Origin of the sequence: Bradyrhizobium frederickii (assembly GCF_004570865.1) — a bacterium.
In the GTDB taxonomy this organism is placed as follows: Bacteria; Pseudomonadota; Alphaproteobacteria; order Rhizobiales; family Xanthobacteraceae; genus Bradyrhizobium; species Bradyrhizobium frederickii.
Genome location: NZ_SPQS01000007.1, coordinates 202,381 through 223,718 on the forward strand (window position 1 = coordinate 202,381; position 21,338 = coordinate 223,718).

General features: G+C 65.3%; 14 protein-coding genes and 3 pseudogenes. 13 read left to right on the plus strand and 4 right to left on the minus strand.

What is annotated here, in order from left to right:
- Window positions 1-3: 3 nt before the first annotated feature.
- From E4K64_RS14520 to E4K64_RS14535, 4 genes and pseudogenes are all read left to right on the plus strand, one after another.
- Window positions 4-972: a zinc-binding dehydrogenase gene (locus E4K64_RS14520; RefSeq protein ID WP_135164133.1), complete on the plus strand. Its 969-nt coding sequence runs from the start codon at window positions 4-6 to the stop codon at window positions 970-972.
- A gap of 119 nt (window positions 973-1,091) precedes the next feature.
- Window positions 1,092-1,199: pseudogene (locus E4K64_RS14525) on the plus strand (zinc-binding dehydrogenase); the annotation flags it as partial.
- Window positions 1,200-1,543: 344 nt separating this feature from the next.
- Window positions 1,544-2,917 (plus strand): cation-efflux pump, encoded by a 1,374-nt coding sequence (locus tag E4K64_RS14530; protein WP_135164134.1) that lies wholly within the window; start codon window positions 1,544-1,546, stop codon window positions 2,915-2,917.
- A gap of 226 nt (window positions 2,918-3,143) precedes the next feature.
- The gene (locus E4K64_RS14535; protein ID WP_135164135.1) at window positions 3,144-5,474 is read left to right on the plus strand and encodes a PAS domain-containing sensor histidine kinase; all 2,331 of its coding nucleotides are present in this window, start codon (window positions 3,144-3,146) and stop codon (window positions 5,472-5,474) included.
- Window positions 5,475-5,645: 171 nt separating this feature from the next.
- Here the strand turns inward: E4K64_RS14535 and E4K64_RS14540 are convergent, their stop codons facing one another.
- Window positions 5,646-6,539 (minus strand): LysR family transcriptional regulator, encoded by an 894-nt coding sequence (locus tag E4K64_RS14540; RefSeq protein ID WP_135164136.1) that lies wholly within the window; start codon window positions 6,537-6,539, stop codon window positions 5,646-5,648.
- A 225-nt stretch (window positions 6,540-6,764) separates the two neighbouring features.
- Here E4K64_RS14540 and E4K64_RS14545 point away from each other — a divergent pair, with 225 nt between their 5' ends.
- Genes E4K64_RS14545 through E4K64_RS14565 form a run of 5 tightly spaced genes read left to right on the plus strand, consistent with a single transcriptional unit; the run spans window position 6,765 to window position 12,742 of the window.
- On the plus strand, window positions 6,765-7,241 hold the full coding sequence (locus E4K64_RS14545) for a formate dehydrogenase subunit gamma (protein WP_135164137.1): 477 nt from the start codon (window positions 6,765-6,767) through the stop codon (window positions 7,239-7,241).
- Window positions 7,238-8,794: a formate dehydrogenase beta subunit gene (locus E4K64_RS14550; RefSeq protein ID WP_135164138.1), complete on the plus strand. Its 1,557-nt coding sequence runs from the start codon at window positions 7,238-7,240 to the stop codon at window positions 8,792-8,794. The genes E4K64_RS14545 and E4K64_RS14550 overlap by 4 nt, the downstream gene beginning before the upstream one ends.
- 10 nt (window positions 8,795-8,804) lie before the next feature.
- Entirely contained in the window at window positions 8,805-11,690 is a 2,886-nt protein-coding gene (gene fdhF / locus E4K64_RS14555; RefSeq protein ID WP_135164139.1) for a formate dehydrogenase subunit alpha, read from the plus strand.
- A gap of 4 nt (window positions 11,691-11,694) precedes the next feature.
- The gene (fdhD, locus tag E4K64_RS14560; RefSeq protein WP_135164140.1) at window positions 11,695-12,522 is read left to right on the plus strand and encodes a formate dehydrogenase accessory sulfurtransferase FdhD; all 828 of its coding nucleotides are present in this window, start codon (window positions 11,695-11,697) and stop codon (window positions 12,520-12,522) included.
- Window positions 12,512-12,742, plus strand: coding sequence for a formate dehydrogenase subunit delta (locus E4K64_RS14565; protein ID WP_164718440.1), 231 nt, complete (start codon window positions 12,512-12,514; stop codon window positions 12,740-12,742). The genes fdhD and E4K64_RS14565 overlap by 11 nt, the downstream gene beginning before the upstream one ends.
- Here E4K64_RS14565 and E4K64_RS14570 read toward each other — a convergent pair.
- Together E4K64_RS14570 and E4K64_RS14575 are read right to left on the minus strand one after the other, a co-directional pair.
- Entirely contained in the window at window positions 12,702-15,686 is a 2,985-nt protein-coding gene (locus E4K64_RS14570) for a bifunctional [glutamine synthetase] adenylyltransferase/[glutamine synthetase]-adenylyl-L-tyrosine phosphorylase (RefSeq protein WP_135164141.1), read from the minus strand. The two genes, E4K64_RS14565 and E4K64_RS14570, sit on opposite strands and share 41 nt — an antisense overlap.
- Window positions 15,683-17,143 (minus strand): sensor histidine kinase, encoded by a 1,461-nt coding sequence (locus E4K64_RS14575; protein WP_135164142.1) that lies wholly within the window; start codon window positions 17,141-17,143, stop codon window positions 15,683-15,685. Before E4K64_RS14575 ends, E4K64_RS14570 begins: the two co-directional genes overlap by 4 nt.
- A gap of 376 nt (window positions 17,144-17,519) precedes the next feature.
- Between E4K64_RS14575 and E4K64_RS41890 the strand changes: the two are divergent.
- A pseudogene (locus E4K64_RS41890) lies at window positions 17,520-17,618 on the plus strand (hypothetical protein); the annotation flags it as partial.
- Here E4K64_RS41890 and E4K64_RS41110 read toward each other — a convergent pair.
- Complete coding sequence (locus E4K64_RS41110; RefSeq protein ID WP_235884671.1) at window positions 17,619-17,942, minus strand: hypothetical protein; 324 nt, start codon at window positions 17,940-17,942, stop codon at window positions 17,619-17,621.
- A gap of 190 nt (window positions 17,943-18,132) precedes the next feature.
- Between E4K64_RS41110 and E4K64_RS14585 the strand changes: the two are divergent.
- From E4K64_RS14585 to E4K64_RS14595, 3 genes and pseudogenes are all read left to right on the plus strand, one after another.
- Window positions 18,133-18,552, plus strand: a pseudogene (locus tag E4K64_RS14585) (AMP-binding enzyme); the annotation flags it as partial.
- A 158-nt stretch (window positions 18,553-18,710) separates the two neighbouring features.
- Window positions 18,711-19,445, plus strand: a complete 735-nt coding sequence (locus E4K64_RS14590) for a TetR/AcrR family transcriptional regulator (RefSeq protein WP_135164143.1) — start codon at window positions 18,711-18,713, stop codon at window positions 19,443-19,445.
- A 329-nt stretch (window positions 19,446-19,774) separates the two neighbouring features.
- Window positions 19,775-21,256 (plus strand): NCS1 family nucleobase:cation symporter-1, encoded by a 1,482-nt coding sequence (locus tag E4K64_RS14595; protein ID WP_135164144.1) that lies wholly within the window; start codon window positions 19,775-19,777, stop codon window positions 21,254-21,256.
- Window positions 21,257-21,338 lie beyond the last annotated feature (82 nt).

Sequence of the window (21,338 nt, forward strand, 5' to 3'; positions counted from 1 at the left end):
TTCATGAAGGCTTATGTCTACGGCCCTGACGGCGCTCGGATTTCCGACGTCGCTCAACCAAAACCAGAGGGCACGCAGGTGCTGGTCCGCGTCCGCGCCTGCGGGCTCAACCGCGCCGACACCGGCATGCGCAAGGGCCACGTCCATGGAGCGGCCGGCGGCGTCGGCACCGTGCTCGGGATGGAATGGGCCGGCGAGGTCGCCGAGCTCGGACCCGATGCGAAGGGCGTCAAGATCGGCGACCGCATCATGGGCTCGGGCGGCGCGGCCTTCGCCGAATACACGCTGGCCGATCACGGCCGGCTGTTCCACGCGCCCTCCAACATGAATTTCGAGGAGGCCGCCACCCTGCCCGTCGCGCTCGCGACCATGCACAACGCCGTCGTCACCGTCGGCGGCATGCAGCCCGGACAGAGCGTGCTGATCCAGGGCGCAAGCTCCGGCGTCGGCCTGATGGCAATGCAGATCGCCAGGCTCAAGGGCGCCAGGCTCGTGATCGGCTCCTCCACCGATGCCACTCGCCGCGGCCGGCTGAAGGACTACGGCGCCGATCTCGCGGTCGACAGCTCCGATCCGAAATGGGTCGACGAGGTCCTGAAGGCGACCAACGGCGAAGGCGTCGATCTCATCGTCGACCAGGTCTCGGGCAAGGTCGCCAATCAGAACCTCGCCGCGACCAAGGTTAAGGGCCGCATCGTCAATGTCGGCCGGCTCGGCGGCACCCATGCCGATTTCAACTTCGACCTGCATGCGGCGCGCCGCATCGACTATGTCGGCGTCACCTTCCGCACCCGCACCATCGAGGAGGTCCGCGAGATCTTCGAGGAGGTCCGCAAGGACATCTGGGGCGCGGTGGAGTCCCGAAAGCTGCAGCTGCCGATCGACAAGGTGTTTGCGTTCAACGACATCGACAGGGCGTTCGAGCACATGGAGGCGAACAAGCACCTGGGGAAGATCGTGGTGACGGTGTGAGGGGCAGACTCGGCCAAAGCGGCGGTCCCGTAGGGTGGGCAAAGCGAAGCGTGCCCACGATCCGTCAGCAATCGTGAAAGAACGTGGGCACGGCGCTTCGCGCCTTTGCCCACCCTACGAAACTACAGCTGCCGATCGACAGGGTGTTTGCGTTCGCCGACATCGACGGGGCGTTCGAGCACATGGAGGCGAACAAGCACCTGGGGAAGATCGTGGTGACGGTGTGAGGGGCAGACTCGGCCAAAGCGGCGGTCCCGTAGGGTGGGCAAAGCGAAGCGTGCCCACGATCCGTCAGCAATCGTGAAAGAACGTGGGCACGGCGCTTCGCGCCTTTGCCCACCCTACGAAACTCGGCTCGTCATGGCCGGGCTTGTCCCGGCCATCCACGAGCTTGCCGCTCGGCACGAAGAACGTGGATGCCCGGGCCTTCGCCTCGCCGAAGCGGCTTCGGCCGCGCAGGCGGGACAAGCCCGGGCATGACGGCGTTGTGGTCCCGCTCCTGCAACTCACTCGCGACTACTCCTGTGGATCGCCGCTTGATGTTCGGCCATGGGCTGCTAAATCCCCGGCCATGACCTCCCAGCATGACAAGACCTCGGTCGCCGCGATCTCGATCTTCGCCAGCGGCGGCATGGCGGCGGCCAAGTTCGCGGTCGGGATCGCGATCGGCTCGCTCGCACTGATCTCCGAGGCCCTGCACTCCTCGATCGACCTGGTCGCCACCATCATCACCTGGGCGGTGGTGCGGGTGTCGGACAAGCCGGCGGACGAGGAGCACCATTACGGCCACGGCAAGCTGGAGAGCGTCTCGGCGCTGGGCGTCACCGCCCTGCTCTACGTGCTCGCCGGCGGCATCCTGGTCGAGTCATATAGCCGGCTCCGCGAGGGAACCCCGCCGCCGACCATTTCGGCCGTGCCCTTCGTCGTGCTGGTGATCGACATCATCGTCAATCTCTGGCGCGCCCGCGCCCTGCACCGCGCCGCGCGCGAGACGCGGAGCCAGGCGCTGGCGGCCGATGCGCTGCATTTCGCCTCCGACGTGATGGGCTCGCTCGCCGTGATCGTGGGCCTGATCCTCGCCGGCCTCGGCTACTGGTGGGGCGATGCCGCGGCGGCTGCCGCGGTCGCCGTGATGATCGCAGCGCTCGGCCTGCGCATGGCCGGCTCGACCGTGCAGACGCTGGTTGATCGCGCTCCCGAGGGCGCGCAGGAGAAGGCCACGGCCGCGATCCGCAGCGTGCCAGGGGTGATCGACGTCGAACGCCTGCGGGTGCGCATGGTCGGGGCGACCACCTTCATCGACACCATCGCAAAGGTGCCGCGGACCTATCCGATCGACCGTGTCGAGGACATCAAGCGCAACGCGCAGACCGCCGTCAGCAGGGCGTTCGGTGATGCCGACCTCACTTTCGCTGCGGTGCCCGTCGCGCGCGACAACGAGACCGTGCGCGACCGCATCATGGTGATCGCGCGTAATTCCGGCCTCGCCATCCACCACGTCACGGTGCACGATCTCGGCGCCAAGCTGATCGTCAGCATCGACCTCGAGGTCGATGGCGGAATGCAATTAGAGGCCGCCCACGACATCGCCAACACCCTGGAACGCAACATCCAGGAGGAGTTCGGCGAGGACGTCGAGGTCGACGTCCATATCGAGCCGCTGGAACCGGAAGTTCCGTTCGGGGTCGATGCCGCGCCTGAGAGGGTACGGACGATCGCCGCCGCGCTGACGCAGTACGCCGCCGGCGGCGAGATCCACGACATCCACAATGTCCGCGTCCGCAACACCGATGCCGGCGAGATCGTCAACTTCCACTGCCGCGCGACGCCGTCGATGAGCGTAGTCAAGGTGCACGAGCATGTCGACGCGATCGAGCGCGCGCTGCGGCGCGCGTTCCCGAGCGTGAAGCGCGTGATCAGTCACGCCGAACCGCCGCGCGCGTGACGAGGAATGCGCGAGGAGTCAAACGTTCCCGTTTCGGACTCCTTCGGCCCGTGACTTTGCGGACGCGCGGCGCACAAACTGCGCGTTGGATAAGAATAATTTCGCGTTAACGATTCGTTGACTCTCGACAGCCCGCGAAAACTGGATTCAAATCGCTTTGATTCGGAAGCGATGTGGGGCTGCTTCCGGACTTCAGTTGCAAGCTGGTTTTCAGGGGGCCGAAGGCATGTCGCGTGCAGACGCCGCGAACGCGTGCGTCCAATCCGATTCGATCAAGGGATTGGCGCAATCGATCGCGAAACCTGCCTATCATCGGCTCTTGATCGCGGAGCCGGCGCTTCGTCGCGCCGTGCCGACGCTCATCATCGCCTTCCTGATCACGATCTGCCTCGGCGCGTTCGTCCAGGTGGTCGACCAGACCCGTCAGAAGCGGCTGGTGATCCGCCACGACATCTCGGCGCTCGCCGATGTGCTGGCCGACCGCATCGACCGCCTCACCTCGGTGCGGCAGGAGCGTCTCAAGAACATCGAGGGCCTGCCGACGCTGCTGCCGGACCTGATCCCGTCCTGGGGCACGGCCTCGGGCCGCCACGTCATCGTCACCTCGGCCGGTATCGACCGCCGTGTCCTCGCCCGCGTCCCGGTCGACAGCGATCCTTCCGGCAACGACCGTCTGCTCGATGCCATCACGACGGCACAGCTGCTCGCGGCGCCGACCCGCGACGGCAACATCTCCGACATGACGCTGCCCACCGGCAACGCCGCGATGGCGACCTCGCGGCAGATCAAGTCGCTGCCCGGCTTCGTCACCGTGATCCAGGAGCGCAACGAGCCGATCTGGGGCTCGGACGCCGCGCTCTCGGTGACGCTGTCGGCGACCACGGGATTCGTCGTCCTGATCCTCGGCTTCGCCTTCCACTGGCAGTCCACCCGCGCCCGCGAGGGCGATCTCATCAACGACGCCGTGCGCGGCCGCATCGACACCGCGCTCAATCGCGGGCGCTGCGGCCTGTGGGACTGGGACCTGTCGCGCGGCCGGATCTTCTGGTCGCAGTCGATGTTCTCGATGCTCGGCCTCGACGGCCGCCACGAGCTCCTCACTTTCGGCGAGGTCAACGCGCTGGTGAAGTCCGACGACATCGACCTGTTCGCGATCGCCGACCAGCTCATCTCGGAGAAGATCGACCACATCGACCAGACCTTCCGCATGCAGCATGTCGACGGCCACTGGATCTGGCTCCGCGTCCGCTGCGAGAAGACCCGCGGCGCCACTGATTCCAGCGTGCACCTGATCGGGATCGCCGTCGACATCACCGAGCAGAAGAGCCTCGCCGAGAGGACGGTGGAAGCCGACCTTCGCCTGCGCGACGCCATCGAGACGATTCCCGAAGCCTTCGTGCTGTGGGATGCGAGCGACCGCCTCGTGCTCTGCAACTCGCACTTCCAGCGCCTGCACAAGCTGCCCGAGAGCGCCGTCATCCCCGGCACCTCCTACGAGACCGTGCTCGAGGTCGGCCGCATGCCGGAGGTGCGCACCCGCCACAACGAGACCGCGGCCCAAGGCCCGGGCGCGCGCACCTTCGAGGCGCAGCTCGACGACGGCAGCTGGCTGCACATCAGCGAGCGCCGCACCAAGGACGGCGGCTACGTCTCGGTCGGCACCGACATCACCCGCATCAAGGAGCACGAGCAGAAGCTGGTCGACAACGATCTGCGCCTGCGCGCCACCGTCATCGACCTGAAGCGTTCGCAGGCCGCGCTGGAGCGTCAGGCGGTCGAGCTCGCCGATCTCGCCGAGAAGTACCAGCGCGAGAAGACCCGCGCCGAGGAGGCCAACCAGACCAAGTCGAAATTCCTCGCCAATATGAGCCACGAGCTGCGCACGCCGCTCAACGCCATCATCGGCTTCTCCGAGATCATGGGCTCGGGCATGTTCGGCGAGCTCGGCAGCGAGAAGTACCAGGAATATTGCCAGGACATCCTGACCAGCGGCCATTATCTGCTCGAGGTCATCAACGACATCCTCGACATGTCCAAGATCGAAGCCGGCCGCATGAAGCTCGACATGGAGCAGCTCGACCTGTCGCGGACGCTGGCGGAATCCTTGCGGGTCGTCACCGGCCGGGCCCAGGACAAGCACATCACGCTCGACGCCGACATCGCGAAATCCATCTCTGTCGTTGCCGACCGCCGCGCCACCAAGCAGATCATCGTCAACCTGCTCTCCAATGCGGTGAAGTTCACGCCCGACGGCGGGCGCGTCGTGGTGCGCAGCCGGCAGCTCGAGGACCGGATCGTGCTGATGATCGCCGACACCGGCATCGGCATCGCGCCGCATTCGCTGGCACGGCTCGGCCGCCCGTTCGAGCAGGTGGAGAGCCAGCTCACCAAGACCTATCACGGCTCGGGCCTCGGGCTCGCCATCGCCCGCTCGCTGGCGCAGCTCCACGGCGGCTCGATGCGGCTGCGCTCCAAGCTCGAGGTCGGCACCGTCGTCCGCGTGACCCTGCCGCGCGACGCGATCAAGGCGGCGTCCGGGATATCGGCCGCGGCTTAGCGCACGGCGGGACGCTCGCCCGAGGCCATCCTTCGAGACGCCCGCCTGCGGCGGGCCCTCAGGATGAGGTCGGCGTGCGCGGCAGCAATTTCGAAGGATCCCCCGGCGCCGAGCCTCATCCTGAGGAGACTGCGAAGCAGTCGTCTCGAAGGACGAGGCGCTTGCTCGAATCTACACTTGCAGCGTCGGCGCGACTTCGCGCGCGACATTGACCAGCGCCGCGATCAGCGGCGTCATCGGATCGCGCTGCGGGATGACCATGCCGATGCTGTAATTGACGTCGGGCTCGACGATCGGGATCGAGCGCACCGTGTCGGAAAGGCCGAGCGTCTCGGCAAGCTTGGCCGGCATCACGCTCGCCCAGCGTCCCGTCTTGACATGCGTGAACAGCACCAGCAGCGAGTTCGAGGTCAGCGTCGGCGTCGCCTCCGCGCCGACCGAGCGCAGCGCGCGGTCGATGATGCGGCGGTTCTGCATGTCGGGCGTCAGCAGGCACAGCGGCACCTGGCCGACCTCGGTCCAGGTCACCGTCTCACGGTCACCGAACATCGCATCCGGCGCGGTCAGGAGACGATAGCTCTCGTTGTAGAGCGGAATGGTACGCACCTTGCCGATAGGCTCGTTCTCGATATAGGTCAGCCCCGCATCGACCTCGAGATTTTCGAGCAGGCCCAGCACCTCGGACGAGGTCGTCGAGCGGATGCTAAAGCGCACCTCGGGATGGCGGGCGCGGAACGGCGTCGTCAGCGAGGCGACCATGCCGAGCACGGTCGGGATCGCCGCGATACGGATCTCGCCGGAGAGCTGATGCTTCAGCCCGTTGATCTCGTCGCGCATCGCGCGGGCATCGCCCACGATCCGCCGCGCCCAGTCGAGCGCGCGCTCGCCTTCGGGCGTAAAGCCCTGGAAGCGCGATCCGCGCTGCACCAGCATCACGCCGAGAATCTCCTCGAGCTGCTTGAGCCCGGTCGACATCGTCGGTTGCGTGACGCCGCAGACTTCCGCCGCGCGTCCGAAATGCCGCTCCTTCGCCAGCGCCAGCAATAGTTCAAGCTTGTCGATCAAACGGTCGTCCCCTCGAATTCTGTCGTGGCATGCAAGCTAGCACGCCGGGCCTGCACCAACACGCAAAAACCGGCAGCCGGCCCAACTTTCATTGCCGTTTCGGATCAAGCGATAGCGATTGCAAATCGATCCGAATCCGCAATCGCAGCACGGGACAGCTTTATTGATCTTCGAATGATTCCAACTAGTTTGCGGCAAAGGAAACGCTCAGGTTGAGAACGAAGAATGACAGCGGTTTTTGAGCCCTGGAACGAGACGCGCGGCGGCGAAATCATCGCCGAACATGCCAACCAGGAGGGCGCGACGCTGGTCATCCTGCATGCGCTGCAGGAGGCGTTCGGCCATGTGCCGCAGGCCGCCATCCCCATGGTGGCGCAGGCTCTGAATCTGTCGCGCGCCGAAGTGCATGGCGTGTTCACGTTCTATCATGACTTCCGCCACGAGCCGGCCGGCCGCCATGTGCTCAAGCTGTGCCGCGCGGAGGCCTGCCAGGCCGCGGGCGGCGATGCGCTGGCCGCGCGCGCAGAAGCAAAGCTCGGCGTGTCGCTCGGCAACACCACGCCCGACGATCGCGTCACGCTGGAGTCGATCTACTGCCTCGGCCTGTGCGCCACCGCACCGTCCGCAATGCTCGACGGCCGCCTGATCGGCCGGCTCGATCAGAGGCGGCTCGATGCGCTGGTTGCGGAGGCGCAGCGATGAACCTGCGTCTGTTCGTTGCACGTGACGCCGGTGCAATCGCCGTCGGCGCCGACGAGGTTGCGCTGGCACTGGAGCAGGCAGCAAGCAAGCGCGGCCTGACGATCGAGATCGTCAGGACCGGCTCGCGCGGGATGTACTGGCTGGAGCCGCTGGTCGAGGTGGCGACGCCACAGGGCCGCATCGCCTTCGGCCCGGTCACCGAAGCCGATGTGCCATCGCTGCTCGATGCACTCGCCGGCAACACGCCGCACCTGTTGCGGCTGGGGGCAACCGACGAAATTCCCTGGCTGAAGCGCCAGACCCGCCTCACCTTCGCCCGCTGCGGCGTGATCGACCCGCGCTCGCTCGACGACTACCGCGCCCATGGCGGCTACAAGGGTCTCGAGCGCGCGCTCTCGCTCGGACCCGATGCGATCCTGAACGAAGTCACGGCGTCGGGCCTGCGCGGGCGCGGCGGCGCGGGCTTCCCGACCGGCATCAAGTGGAAGACGGTGGCGCAGGCCAAGGCCGACCGCAAGTTCATCGTCTGCAACGCCGACGAGGGCGACAGCGGCACATTCGCCGACCGCATGATCATGGAGGGAGATCCCTTCCTGGTCATCGAGGGCATGACCATCGCCGGCCTCACCGTCGGCGCGACCAAGGGCTACATCTACATCCGCAGCGAATATCCGCACGCGGTCGAGGCGATGAATGCTGCCATCGTCACCGCCAAGCGCGGCGGCTATCTCGGCGACAGGATCGGCGGTTCCACCCACAGCTTCGATCTCGAAGTCCGCGTCGGTGCCGGCGCCTATGTCTGCGGCGAAGAGACCTCGCTGCTGGAAAGCCTCGAAGGCCGGCGCGGCATCGTGCGTGCCAAGCCGCCGCTGCCGGCGCATTACGGCCTGTTCGGCAAGCCGACCGTCATCAACAACGTGCTGTCGTTCGCGGCCGTCCCCTTCGTGCTCGCCGAAGGCGCCAAGGCCTATGCGGATTTCGGCATGGGCCGTTCGCGCGGCACGATGCCGATCCAGCTCGCCGGCAATATCCGTCACGGCGGGCTGTTCGAGACGGCGTTCGGCGTGACGCTCGGCGAGCTCGTCGACGATATCGGCGGCGGCACGTTGACCGGCCGCCCGGTTCGCGCCGTGCAGGTCGGCGGGCCCCTCGGCGCCTATTTCCCCCGTGCCCTGTTCGACACGCCGTTCGACTACGAGGCCTTTGCCGCGCGTGACGGCCTGATCGGCCATGGCGGCATCGTCGTGTTCGACGACAGCGTCGATATGCGCAGGCAGGCCCGCTTCGCCATGGAGTTCTGCGCGATCGAATCCTGCGGCAAGTGCACGCCGTGCCGGATCGGTTCGACACGCGGCGTCGAGACCATCGAGAAGATCATCAACGGCGAGCGCGTCAGCGAAAACATCGCGCTCGTGGAAGACCTCTGCAACACCATGAAATTCGGCTCGCTCTGCGCACTCGGCGGCTTCACGCCCTACCCCGTGCTCAGTGCATTGAAGCATTTCCGGGAGGATTTCGCCCCCGCCCCGACCACGCTTCAAGCCGCGGAATAGGAGAGCGACGATGTCTTTGATCGAAGAAATCGACTACGGCACGCCGGCTTCCAAATCGGAAACGATGGTGACGCTGACCATCGACGGCAATGAGGTCACGGTGCCCGAGGGCACCTCGATCATGCGCGCCGCGATGGACGCGGGCCACCAGATCCCGAAGCTCTGCGCCACCGACATGGTCGATGCGTTCGGCTCCTGCCGGCTCTGCCTCGTCGAGATCGAGGGCCGCGCCGGAACGCCGGCGTCCTGCACCACGCCTGTGATGAACGGCCTCGTCGTGCACACCCAGACCGAGCGGCTGAAGAAACTGCGCAAGGGCGTGATGGAGCTCTACATCTCCGACCATCCGCTCGACTGCCTCACCTGCGGCGCCAATGGCGATTGCGAATTGCAGGACATGGCCGGCGCCGTGGGCCTGCGCGACGTGCGCTACGGCTATGAGGGCGAGAATCATGTTTTCGCCAAGAGTCCTGGCAAGACGGACGGCTGCAGCAACGACAATTGGATGCCGAAGGACGAGTCCAACCCGTACTTCACTTACGATCCCTCCAAGTGCATCGTCTGCTCGCGCTGCGTCCGCGCCTGCGAGGAGGTGCAAGGCACCTTCGCGCTGACCATCTCCGGCCGCGGCTTCGACAGCCGCGTCTCGCCGGGCATGAGCGAGAGCTTCCTGGGCTCGGAATGCGTGTCGTGCGGCGCCTGCGTGCAGGCCTGCCCGACCGCGACGCTGACCGAGAAGTCCGTGATCGAGATCGGCCAGCCCGAGCACTCGGTCGTCACCACCTGCGCCTATTGCGGCGTCGGCTGCGCCTTCAAGACCGAGATGCGCGGCGAGGAAGTCGTGCGCATGGTGCCGTACAAGGACGGCAAGGCCAATCGCGGCCATTCCTGCGTCAAGGGCCGCTTCGCCTGGGGCTACACCAACCACAAGGAACGCATCCTCAAGCCGATGATCCGCGAGCGGATCGAGGATCCCTGGCGCGAAGTGTCCTGGGACGAGGCATTCTCGTTCGCCGCCGCCAGGATGCGCGGCATCCAGAAAAAGTACGGCCGCGACGCCATCGGCGGCATCACCTCGTCCCGCTGCACCAATGAAGAGACCTATCTGGTGCAGAAGCTGATCCGCGCCGGCTTCGGCAACAACAACGTCGACACCTGCGCCCGCGTCTGCCACTCCCCGACCGGCTACGGCCTTGCCACCACCTTCGGCACCTCCGCCGGCACGCAGGATTTCGACTCGGTCGAGCACACCGACGTCGTCCTGGTCATCGGCGCCAACCCCGCCTCCGCCCACCCGGTGTTCGCCTCGCGGCTGAAGAAGCGGCTGCGCCAGGGCGCCAGGCTGATCGTGATCGATCCGCGCCGCACCGAGATGGTGGAATCGCCGCATGTGAAGGCGCTGCATTTGCCCCTGATGCCCGGCACCAACGTCGCGGTCATGACCGCGCTGGCGCATGTCATCGTCACCGAAGGCCTCGTCAACGAGGCCTTCGTGCGCGAGCGTTGCGACTGGAGCGAGTTTGAGGAATGGGCGGCCTTCGTCGCGCAGCCCAAGAACAGCCCGGAAGCCACCGCCATCCTCACCGGCGTCGATCCGAAGGATTTGCGCGAGGCCGCCCGCACCTACGCCACCGGCGGCAATGGCGCGATCTATTACGGGCTCGGCGTCACCGAGCACAGCCAGGGCTCGACCACGGTGATCGCGATCGCCAACCTCGCGATGGCCACAGGAAATATCGGCCGCCCCGGCGTCGGGGTGAACCCGTTGCGCGGGCAGAACAACGTGCAGGGCTCCTGCGACATGGGCTCGTTCCCGCACGAGCTGCCCGGGTACCGTCACATCTCCGGCGATGCCGTGCGCGACCAGTTCGAGGCGCTGTGGAACGTCAAGCTCAACCCCGAGCCGGGCTTGCGCATTCCCAACATGTTCGACGCCGCGGTCGAAGGCACCTTCATGGGCATCTACGTGCAGGGCGAGGACATCCTGCAGTCCGATCCCAACACCAGCCACGTGGTGGCGGCGCTGTCGGCGATGGAATGCGTCATCGTTCACGACCTCTTCCTGAACGAGACCGCGAACTACGCCCATGTCTTCCTGCCCGGCTCGAGCTTCCTCGAGAAGGACGGCACCTTCACCAACGCCGAGCGCCGCATCCAGCGCGTGCGTAAGGTGATGACGCCGAAGAACGGCATGGCCGACTGGGAGGTCACGATCGGCCTTGCCAAGGCGATGGGCTTCGAGATGAAGTACGGCCACCCGTCCGAAATCATGGACGAGATCGCGGCGCTGACGCCGACCTTTGCCGGCGTCTCCTACGCCAAGTTGGATGAGCTCGGCTCGGTGCAGTGGCCCTGCAACGAGAAGGCGCCCGAGGGCACGCCGGTGATGCATATCGACGGCTTCGTCCGCGGCAAGGGCAAGTTCGTCGTGACCGAATATGTCGCGACCGACGAGCGCACCGGCCCGCGCTATCCCCTGCTGCTCACGACCGGCCGCATCCTCAGCCAGTACAATGTCGGCGCGCAGACGCGGCGCACCGACAACGTGGTCTGGCATGCCGAGGATCGCCTCGAGATCCATCCGCACGATGCCGAACAGCGCGGCGTGCGCGACGGCGACTGGGTGCGGCTGAAGAGCCGCGCCGGCGAGACCACGCTGCGCGCGGAGATCACCGATCGCGTGGCGCCCGGCGTCGTCTACACCACGTTCCACCATCCGGACACGCAGGCCAACGTCATCACCACGGACTATTCGGACTGGGCGACCAATTGTCCCGAATACAAGGTCACGGCGGTGCAGGTCTCGCCCTCGAACGGCCCCTCGGACTGGCAGAAGGCCTATGACGCGCAGGCGCGGCAATCCCGCCGCATCGTGCCGGCCGAAGCCGCGGAGTAACGGCATGCACGTCGCGGTTCAGGCGATCGATCGCGGAATCTGGCGCAACGGCGTGGCGTCCGAAGGAACGCGTTTCATTCCGGAGGAGACGCCGTTGGCGCTGACCTATAATGGCGGCACCTACGCCGTCATGATGGGAACGCCGCAGAACCTGGAAGATTTTGCGGTCGGCTTCAGTGTGAGCGAAGGCATCATCAAGTCGGTTGACGACATCAAGTCGCTCGACATCGTTCGCCTTGACGACGGCATCGAGCTCAGGATGTGGCTGGCGCCGGATGATGCCGCACGCATCAGCGAGCGCCGGCGCCATGTCGCCGGGCCCACCGGCTGCGGCATCTGCGGGATCGAGTCCATCGCCGAAGCCATACGGCCCCCGGCAGTGGTGTCGCGGGGGCCGAGCTTCACGCCGGAACAGATCATGGCGGCGATGCAGGCCATCGCGCCCTTGCAGTCGATCAACCTGCAGACCCGCGCCGTTCACGCCGCCGCGTTCTGGTCCCCTGCCGGCAACATCGTCGCGCTGCGCGAGGATGTCGGCCGCCACAACGCGCTGGACAAGCTCGCCGGCGCCCTGGCGCGCAGCCGCACCGATCCTCGCGGCGGCCTGGTGCTGCTCACGAGCCGGGTCTCGGTCGAGATGGTGCAGAAGGCCGCCGCGATCGGCGCACCGGTGCTGATCGCGGTCTCCGCACCGACCGCCCTCGCGGTGCGCTCGGCGGAAGCCGCCGGCATCACGCTGATCGCGATCGCCCGGCAGGACGGATTCGAGATATTCACGCATGGCAGCCGGATCGCCGCTCGCCATGCCACGGAGGTTGCCGATGTCGCCTGACCGCCTGATCTACATGGCCAACCAGATCGGCACGTTCTTCCGCAGCCAGGGCCACGGCAAGGCTGTGCCGGGGATTGCCGAGCACATCAAGAAATTCTGGGATCCCAGGATGAAGCGCGCGATCTTCGCCCATCTTGACGCCGGCGGCGCGGGCCTCGAGCCTGACGTCCGCGAGGCGCTCACCTCGTTGCAGGCTGCGTCCCTTCCAGCAGCGCCCTGAACACGCGCCGCACCTCGCCCTGCGTCTCCTTTACGCGCGCCTCGAGCGACGAGAAATCCGGCGCATCGCCGGCGCGCGCCATCACACGCTGCAGATCGTTGCCGGCGGTTTCGGGCTTGAAGCGGTCGCTGACGCACAGCCGCAGGATCTGAGTCAGATCGTGGTAGAGCCGCGCGGCTGCGCGCAATATCTCGGTCTCCGATTGCGGCAGGACGCCGAGCCTGCACGCGTTTTCCAGCACCTGCAAGGTGCCGACGTCCAGGATCTCCGGCTTGTCGTGCGCATGCACGAGCTGGAGATATTGCGCGATGAAGTCGATGTCGACCATGCCGCCGGCGGCATGCTTGAGATCCCAGCAATCGGCCTCGCCCTTCTCCTGGGCGATGGCGCGCCGCATGTCGGCGACGTCGTTGGCGGTGATGGCGGGATCGCGGCGGCGGGTCAGGACGTCGCGGATGACGCGCTCGATCCGTCGCCGGAATTCGGGCGAAGCCGACACCACGCGGGCGCGCGTCAGCGCCATATGCTCCCAGGTCCAGGCCTCGTTGGCCTGGTAATCCGCGAACGAGACGAGGCTCGAGGCCACCGGGCCGGCACGCCCCGAGGGACGCAGCCGCATGTCGATCTCGTAGAGCACGCCGTAATTGGTGCGCGTCGTGAACGCGCTGATCAGGCGCTGGGTCAGGCGGGCAAAATAATGCGCGCCCTGAAGCGATTTCGGCCCGTCGGAGTCCGGATGGTCGCTGTCGAAATCGTAGAGCAGGATAAGGTCGAGATCGGACGAGGCCGTCATCTCGCGGCTGCCGAGCCGTCCCATCGCGATGATCGCGGTCTCCTGCCCCTTGATCCGGCCGTGCTGGGCGGCGAAGCGGTCGGCGACGAGGCCATGCACGGTGTGGACGATGCCTTCGGCGACGTCGGCGAAGGCCGTGCTGGCCTGCTGCGCCGAGACGGTGCCGGACAGGATCCGCGTGCCGATCAGGAACAGGCTCTCCTGCCCGAACAGGCGCAGGCGATCCAGGAACTCTTCGTACGAGCCGGCATCCTGCACGGTCGCCGCTAGCCGTCCCGACAATTCCTGCCGGTCCGGCATGGCGCCGAAGAAGCGCGGATCGATCAGGCCGTCCATCAGCTGCGGCTGCCGCGCCAGCATCTCGCCGAGCCGGGGCGCCGCGCCCAGCACCAGCGCGACGAGCGCGACGAGCTCGCGGTTCTGGCCGAGCAGCGTGAACAGCCGGCCGCCGCGCTGCAAGGCCCCCAGGAATTGATCGAACGCGACGACGGCGCGGTCCGGCTCCTCGGCATGGGCAAGTCCGTCGATCAGGGCGGGTACGAATTCGACGAAGGCGTTCCGCGTCGCCTCATTGCGGAACACGCGATAGTCGCCGGTGACCCAGTCGCGCACGGTCTGCGCCACGGCGGCAGGCTTCTTGAAGCCCAGCGTCACGAGGTGCTGGAGCAGGCGCGGATCGTCAGGGCCCGCACTGTAATCGAGCGCCGGCAGCCTGGCCGTGCCGGTCGGATCGTCGCCCTCGAACAGCTTTTCGTAGTGCCCCTGCACGATCTTGAGCTGCCGCAAAAGGTCGCCCGCAAAGGCTTCGCGGTCCGGATAGCCGAAGAAGCGCGCAAAACGCTCGACCGCTTCCTTGTCTTCGGGCAGCGCGTGGGTCTGCTCGTCGGCGATCATCTGGAGGCGATGCTCGACCCGGCGCAGGAATTCGTACGCAATGGTCAGCTCGTCGCGCGCGGCTGGTGTGATCCAGTTGCTGGAGGCGAGAATGTCGAGCGCCTTGAGCGTCGGCCGCACCCGCAATTCCGGATGGCGGCCGCCGGCGATCAATTGCTGGGTCTGCGCAAAAAACTCGATCTCGCGGATGCCGCCGCGGCCGACCTTGACGTTGTGCCCCTCCACCGCGACCTCGCTCTGGCCGCGATAGGTCTGCATCTGCCGCTTCATGTCGTGGACGTCGGCGAGCGCGGCGAAGTCGAGATGCTTGCGCCAGACGAACGGCGCGATCTCGGCCAACAGCGTCTCGCCTGCCCGGGCGTCGCCGGCGCAGGCACGCGCCTTGATCATCGCGGCGCGCTCCCAGGTGCGCCCTTCGCGCTCGTAATAGCTCAGCGCAGCGTCGCGCGAGATCGCCACCTGCGTCGAGGACGGATCGGGCCGCAGGCGCAGATCGACGCGGAAGACGTAGCCGTCATAGGTGCGCTGCTGGAGGATGCGCGCCATGCCCTGCGTGAGCCGGACGAAGAACGGCTGCGGCTCGATGTCCGCCGCCAGCGTCGTCGCATCGGGATCGAAGAACACGATGAGATCGATGTCGCTGGAATAGTTCAGCTCGTCCGCGCCCATCTTGCCCATGGCGAGCACGATCAGCCCGCAGCCCTCTTCGGGTGCCTCTGGATTGGGCGGCGCGAGCTTGCCGCGTGCGGCTTCCTGCCGCAGCAGGTATTGCAGCGCCGCCTGCACCGAGGACACCGCGACATCGGTCAGCGCCGCCGTCACCCGCATCACCGGCCAGACCCCGCCGATGTCGCACAAGGCGGTCAGCAGCGCGGTCTCTGCTTTCATGCGGCGAAGCAGCCGCATCACCTCGGCCTCGTCCGCCGCCGCGAGCACCGCAGCCCTCGCCTCCGCGATGAGTTCCGCCAGATGCGAATCCGGATCGCATTCGAGCAGCCGGATCAGGCGCAAGGCGTCGGCGCGCACCAGATCGAACAGATAGGGCGAGAATTCCGCGATACCGGCCAGGATGTCCTTCGCGAAGGGATGCGCCAGCAGCGCTTCGAGACGGGCCGATTGGGCCGGCTCAAGCTCGCTCAGCCAGCTTTCAAGACGACGCTCGTCGGTTGTGGAAGCGGCAATATGGGGAGCTTCCGCGAAGCGCGCGGCCAGCCTCTCACCATGCTTGTCCGCGTTTCCCGGCGCGGAATGGTTCATGCCACCTTCTGTGGCACATCCGGTATTGGCGGAGCAACCCTGTCGCCGGCGCCCGCGCGCGCGGGGAGCATCAGCGTGGCGACGAGGCCGGGCTGGGCGTCGCCCAACCTCAACTCACCGCCGTGCAATGTGGCAACCGCGGAAGCGAGGCTGAGGCCGAGGCCGGAGCCCGGCAGCGTGCGGCTCGCTTCCAGGCGCACGAATCGTTCGACGGCATGCTTGCGGTCGGCCTCGGGGATGCCGGGACCGCGATCGGTGACGCTGAGCAGCACCTGGTCGCCGTCGCGCCTGGCCTCGATCAGAATCGGCCGGGCCTCCATGCTGACCACGGTTCCGCCGGTCTGCGCCACCGGCTTGCCGTATTTGATCGCGTTCTCGACCAGATTGGCGAGCGCCTGGCTGACCAATTCGCGGTTGGCGTGAATCGGCGTTGGCTCGGCCTTGACCTTCAAGGTCATGCCGTCGTCCTCGGCGAGCGGCTCGTAGAGCTCGTGGATGCCGCCCGCGACCTCGGCCGCGTCGAAATCATCCATGTTGCCGCGCGCCTGCCCGGACTCGGCGCGCGCGATCATCAACAGCGCGTTGAAGGTGCGGATCAGGCCGTCGGATTCCTCGATGGTCCGCTCCAGCGCCGCCCGGTAATCGGCTTCGCAGCCGGATTTGGCCAGCGCCTCCTCGGCGCGGTTGCGCAGCCGCGTCAGCGGCGTCTTGAGATCATGGGCGATGTTGTCGGAGACCTCCTTCAGCCCCGCCATCAGCGCCTCGATCCGTTCCAGCATGGCGTTAAGATTCTCGGCAAGACGATCGAGCTCGTCGCCGCTGCGTCCGACCGGCAGGCGCTCGCTGAGATCGCCCGACATGATGCGCTGCGCGGTCCCCGTCATGGCGTCGATGCGTCGGAGCACGCGGCGCGCAACGAAGACGCCGCCGCCGAGACCGAGCACGACGACGATCAGGATCGACCATTGCGCGGCCTTGGCGACGATGCCGAACAGCCGCCGCCGCTCGGCGAGGTCGCGGCCGATCAGGAGGCGAAAGCCGTTCTCCAGTTCGGTGACGCGCACTAGCGCGCGATGGTCGCGGTCGTCGGCGTCCTCGAGGCGCCGGTAGGCGGTCTCCGACCAGCCGCGCGTCGCCATCACGCCGGGCGCCAGCGAGCCGACATTGCCGGCGATCGCCTGCCCGGTCGGCGTGGTCACGAGATAGAGGTTGGCGCCCGGCCGCAGCGCCCGGTATTCGATCGCCAGCACGAGGCCGCGCAGGCCCCTGCGGCCGTAGAGCTCGGAGATCTCCGAGGTCTCGGCATTGACCGTCTGCGTGATCTCCTCGGTGATCAGCCGCCGCGTATTCCAGGCGAAATAGGCCAGCAGCGAGGCTGCGAACATCGCGAACAGCAGCAGATAGACCAGCGTGAGCCGGAATGCCGTGGTGCGGACGAGTTTACCGAATGCCGTCACGGATCATGTATCCAATTTCAGAGCCGCGTCTGCTATCACCGAGCATCGTCACCCTTCGTATTCTGCTTTATTTACAGTACCTTGGGTTCATAACCTATCGTCTGTCTTCGCCTAAAATCGCCGAACACCGGCCGGTCTTGGTAAAGAAGTGGTAAGGCGGCACATCCGCCCCTTTGAAAGTATCCGTGACGGTCACATCTGACTGGTTCCTCGTGGAACGACTGACCATGGCGGGCAAAGCATCCGTGCCGGTAAGTGGTAAGCGAAAGGGGAACGTTAAAGTGGCGCTCAATTCGAACCAAGTTAAATCCCTGCAAGCTGGCGTTCATGCGGACACTGGGGGCTCTATCTGGTCGTGCGCAGGAGCGGTGATCGGGTGTGGGCCTTCCGTTTCACCGCCCCCGAGGGCAAACGGGCGCAGATGGAGTTCGCCGGGGTTGGCGACCGCGACAGCGCAGGGGGTGACGTTCTGACCCTAAGCAGCGCGCGCGAGAAGGCACGCGAATACAAGGTTGCATTGAAGCGCGAGGGCATCGAGGTCGCCGGACTTGACCCGCACGATCCGGGCCTTGACCACGACACGGCGCTGGCCAGAGCTTCGTCCGCGCCCGGCCGACACCGCACCTTGCGCGTGGCCGCGGCCGATGCGCCCGCCGCTGAACAAGGAGGCCGTCCGCGCACCGGCGCCGGTCTTGGCTACCTCTTGCCGGACACGTCGAAGATAGCTGGTCGCTTTCCTGGCTCTGCGGTTGCCGATCCGTCCAAGATTCACCTCGAACTCGTCGTCGATCTCTCGCATGGCCCGCATCCAAATTTGGAGAAGACGCCGATATGTAAAGCCGACAAGCGCTCGCCAAGACGCAGACGCAATTGCCCAAGCTCGCCATTGCCTTGGGTCGAACCTGGCGCCAGCGAAGATACGGAGAGCGCCAAATCTTGGATGTGCAGACAAGGGCTTAGGCGCTCTATAGCGCCAGTGCTTTTATCTAAAGGCGACCAAGGAAGCGTTCGAAGGCGGCTGGTTTCACACCGGTGATCTCGGCGTGCTCGACGAGCACGGCTACGTCATCATCAAGGACCGCTCCAAGGACATCATCATTTCCGGCGGCGAGAACATCTCCTCCGTCGAGGTCGAGGACATCCTCTACAAGCATCCCGGCGTGCTGTTCGCCGCGGTGGTCGCAAAACCCGATCCGAAATGGGGCGAAGTCCCTTGCGCCTTCGTCGAGTTGAAGGACGGCGCAAGCGCGACCGAGGCCGAGATCATCGCCTTCTACCGTACACATATGAGCGGCTTCAAGACGCCCAAGGCCGTCGTGTTCGGACCGATCCCGAAGACCTCGACCGGCAAAATCCAGAAATTCCTGCTCCGCAACGAGGTCGGATCGGCGAAGGCGATCGCGGCCTGAGCTGATTGCTCCCTACGCATTGGAGAGCTTTTACCCGTCCAAATTGCTTGATAAAGCCGGTCAAGCAGGGCACTTTCCGGTCGGAATCGCCGATATCAACCCGGCGGACCATCCCGCTCAGCCTTCCCGCGTGAAGGCAAGCTTCCCACCGGGACACTATGGCTGCGACGCCCGCCGACAAGCTCAAGCTTTTTCGCATCCGCCGCGCGCCCAAAGGCGGGCGCAAGGCGGCGCCTGGCCCCGACATCGAAGGAAAAATCCTCGACGCGGCGGAATTCGTCTTTGGGCATTTTGGCTTCCGGGGAGCCACGACGGCACTGATTGCCAAGAAGGCCTCGATCGCAAAGCCGCACATCTACTACTATTTCGAAGATAAGGAAGATCTGTATCGCGCGGTGCTCGAACGCGCGATGAACATGTGGGCACGAGACATCGACAGTCTCGACATGACTTCCGACGTCGAGACCATCCTAGTTCGCTACATTCACAGAAAAATCGATTTCTCGCGAGACCACCCTCATTTGTCGCGCATCTATGCCAACGAGATCATCAGCGGCGCGCAATTCATCGGCAGCTTTATCGAGAAGGTCTCGACCCCGTTGCTGCTCGACAAAGTCAAGACGCTGGACCATTGGGCCGCGACTGGGGCCATCCGCCCGATCAGCGCCGTTGATCTTTTCTTCTGCATCTGGGCGATGACCCAGGCCTATGCTGATTTTTCGAGCCAGATGATCATCATGAAGCGCAAGAGACAGCTCGAGGAAGCTGACTACGACGCGGCGAAGGCAACAATCGTCCAGCTCGTCCTCAGCGGACTCGGCCTTCAGGGTTACGACAGGTCGGCGGACCAGGCGCCCCCCGCAAAGCGGTCGAACACCAAGCGCGGCACTTAGCCCCTTGTTTGGACGCCCATTTTTGGGCGCGAAACGGCTTCATCTGGCCTGGGCCTGCTTCATATCTGGCACGGGCGATCGGCTTATTCCTTGTTCAGCCCTTGGTTGTGGCACAAAAGTCTCACCAGTAACATCATCACTCGTCAAATCGCAAATTCGTGTTTGTAAAAGAATTTTATCGATCGTAAAATTATTTTATCGATCGTTATAACGATGGCATGTCGCTTGCTTCGATCCGATCGTCCCGCGTGGGGCGGGACATCAACGGCGGGGCCGCGGTTTCCAACGCACGCCTTGCTCCTGCGCCAACAACATTCGAGGTAGAGGACATGTCATCCAAGAGCGGCGACGTTCCCACGCTGATCATCACCGGTGCCCATCCGAAGCTCTATAACCATGACCTTGCGCCGACAGCACGGGAGGGACGGACCTGGGGTATATTTAGCCTGTTTGCGATGTGGATGTCGGACGTCCACTCAGTCGGCGGCTACACATTCGCAGCAAGCCTGTTTTTTCTCGGCTTGACCGGATGGCAAGTTCTCATCTCGATGACGGTGGGCATCACGGCAGTCTATTTCCTGATGAACCTCATCGGTCGCCCATCCCAGCGCTACGGCATCCCCTTCCCGGTCATGGCGCGCGTGTCGTTCGGGGTGATGGGAGCCAATCTTGCCGCCACGGTGCGCGGCGTGGTCGGCATCGTCTGGTACGGTGTCCAGACCTACTTCGCCTCTAAGGCGGTTCAGGTCCTGATCGTCACCTTGGTGCCCTCCGCCGCCGATCTCACACACAACAGCATAATTGGCCTGTCCACGCTCGCCTGGTTCAGCTTTCTCTTCATGTGGCTGTTCCAGCTCGTCATCTTCCTGAGTGGCATGGAGCGCATCCGCCGCTTTATCGACTTCTGCGGGCCGGTGGTTTACGTCGTTATGTTCGCCCTCGCGATTTGGATGCTGTGGCAAACCGGCTTTTCGAGCCTGTCGCTTCAGCTCAGCTCGCCGCCGGCTTCCAACGCGGCAACGATCGGAGTGATGGCCAATGCCGCGATGCTGATCGTCGCCTACTTCTCGGCGCTCCTGCTCAACTTCGGCGACTTCGCCCGGTTCGCCAAGGACGAGGACGCCATGAGGATGGGGAATCTGCTCGGCCTGCCCGTCAATTTCCTGGTATTTTCGATTATCACGGTGATCGTGACGGCCGGCACGCTGAAGGTGTTCGGGGAGGCGATCATGGATCCCGTCCTGATCGTCGAGAAGATCGGCAGCCCGATTATCGTCATCGTCGGCTCAATCACGTTCATCGTGGCAACCATGGGCATCAACATCGTCGCCAACTTCGTCTCGCCGGCCTACGACATCTCAAACCTAAATCCCGAGCGTATAGATTTCAGGATGGGCGGCCTTATCACGTCGATCCTGTCGGTGCTGGTCTGCCCCTGGCTATTCGTCGCGAGCCCCTCGGCTATCACGCTGTTCGTCAGCATCTTCGGCTCGACGCTCGGACCGATGTTCGGCATCATGATCGCCGACTACTATCTCGTCAAAAAGCAGATCGTGACGGTCGAGGACCTCTACACGATGTCATCAACCGGCGCGTTCAACTACGAAGGGGGCTGGAATCATAGAGCGCTGATCGCTCTGGGACTATCGGGCACGCTGTCCATCGGATTGTCCCTGCTCGGCGCCTATGGACTTATCTTCAATGTCGGCGACTGGGGATGGCTCATCGGCGCCAGCGTCGGCGGATTGATCTACCGGGCCCTCTCAAAGGAGAAAAGGCCAGTCTCCGTCATTGTCGGAGCGGGCGAATGACATCCGGAGTTGCGGGTCGACCGCCATATTGGCAGCACGCCCGCAACATTCTGGGCATGCGCGTTCGGTCGAATGCGCATGC

Excerpts from the sequence above, each read along its gene's own strand:
- E4K64_RS14520 (WP_135164133.1), top strand. The coding sequence starts at position 4 with ATGAAGGCTTATGTCTACGGCCCTGACGGCGCTCGGATTTCCGACGTC.
- fdhD (WP_135164140.1), top strand. The coding sequence starts at position 11,695 with ATGCACGTCGCGGTTCAGGCGATCGATCGCGGAATCTGGCGCAACGGC.
- E4K64_RS14530 (WP_135164134.1), top strand. The coding sequence starts at position 1,544 with ATGACCTCCCAGCATGACAAGACCTCGGTCGCCGCGATCTCGATCTTC.
- E4K64_RS41110 (WP_235884671.1), bottom strand. The coding sequence starts at position 17,942 with ATGCGAGAGATCGACGACGAGTTCGAGGTGAATCTTGGACGGATCGGC.
- E4K64_RS14570 (WP_135164141.1), bottom strand. The coding sequence starts at position 15,686 with ATGAACCATTCCGCGCCGGGAAACGCGGACAAGCATGGTGAGAGGCTG.
- E4K64_RS14565 (WP_164718440.1), top strand. The coding sequence starts at position 12,512 with ATGTCGCCTGACCGCCTGATCTACATGGCCAACCAGATCGGCACGTTC.
- fdhF (WP_135164139.1), top strand. The coding sequence starts at position 8,805 with ATGTCTTTGATCGAAGAAATCGACTACGGCACGCCGGCTTCCAAATCG.
- E4K64_RS14535 (WP_135164135.1), top strand. The coding sequence starts at position 3,144 with ATGTCGCGTGCAGACGCCGCGAACGCGTGCGTCCAATCCGATTCGATC.
- E4K64_RS14595 (WP_135164144.1), top strand. The coding sequence starts at position 19,775 with ATGTCATCCAAGAGCGGCGACGTTCCCACGCTGATCATCACCGGTGCC.
- E4K64_RS14590 (WP_135164143.1), top strand. The coding sequence starts at position 18,711 with ATGGCTGCGACGCCCGCCGACAAGCTCAAGCTTTTTCGCATCCGCCGC.
- E4K64_RS14550 (WP_135164138.1), top strand. The coding sequence starts at position 7,238 with ATGAACCTGCGTCTGTTCGTTGCACGTGACGCCGGTGCAATCGCCGTC.
- E4K64_RS14545 (WP_135164137.1), top strand. The coding sequence starts at position 6,765 with ATGACAGCGGTTTTTGAGCCCTGGAACGAGACGCGCGGCGGCGAAATC.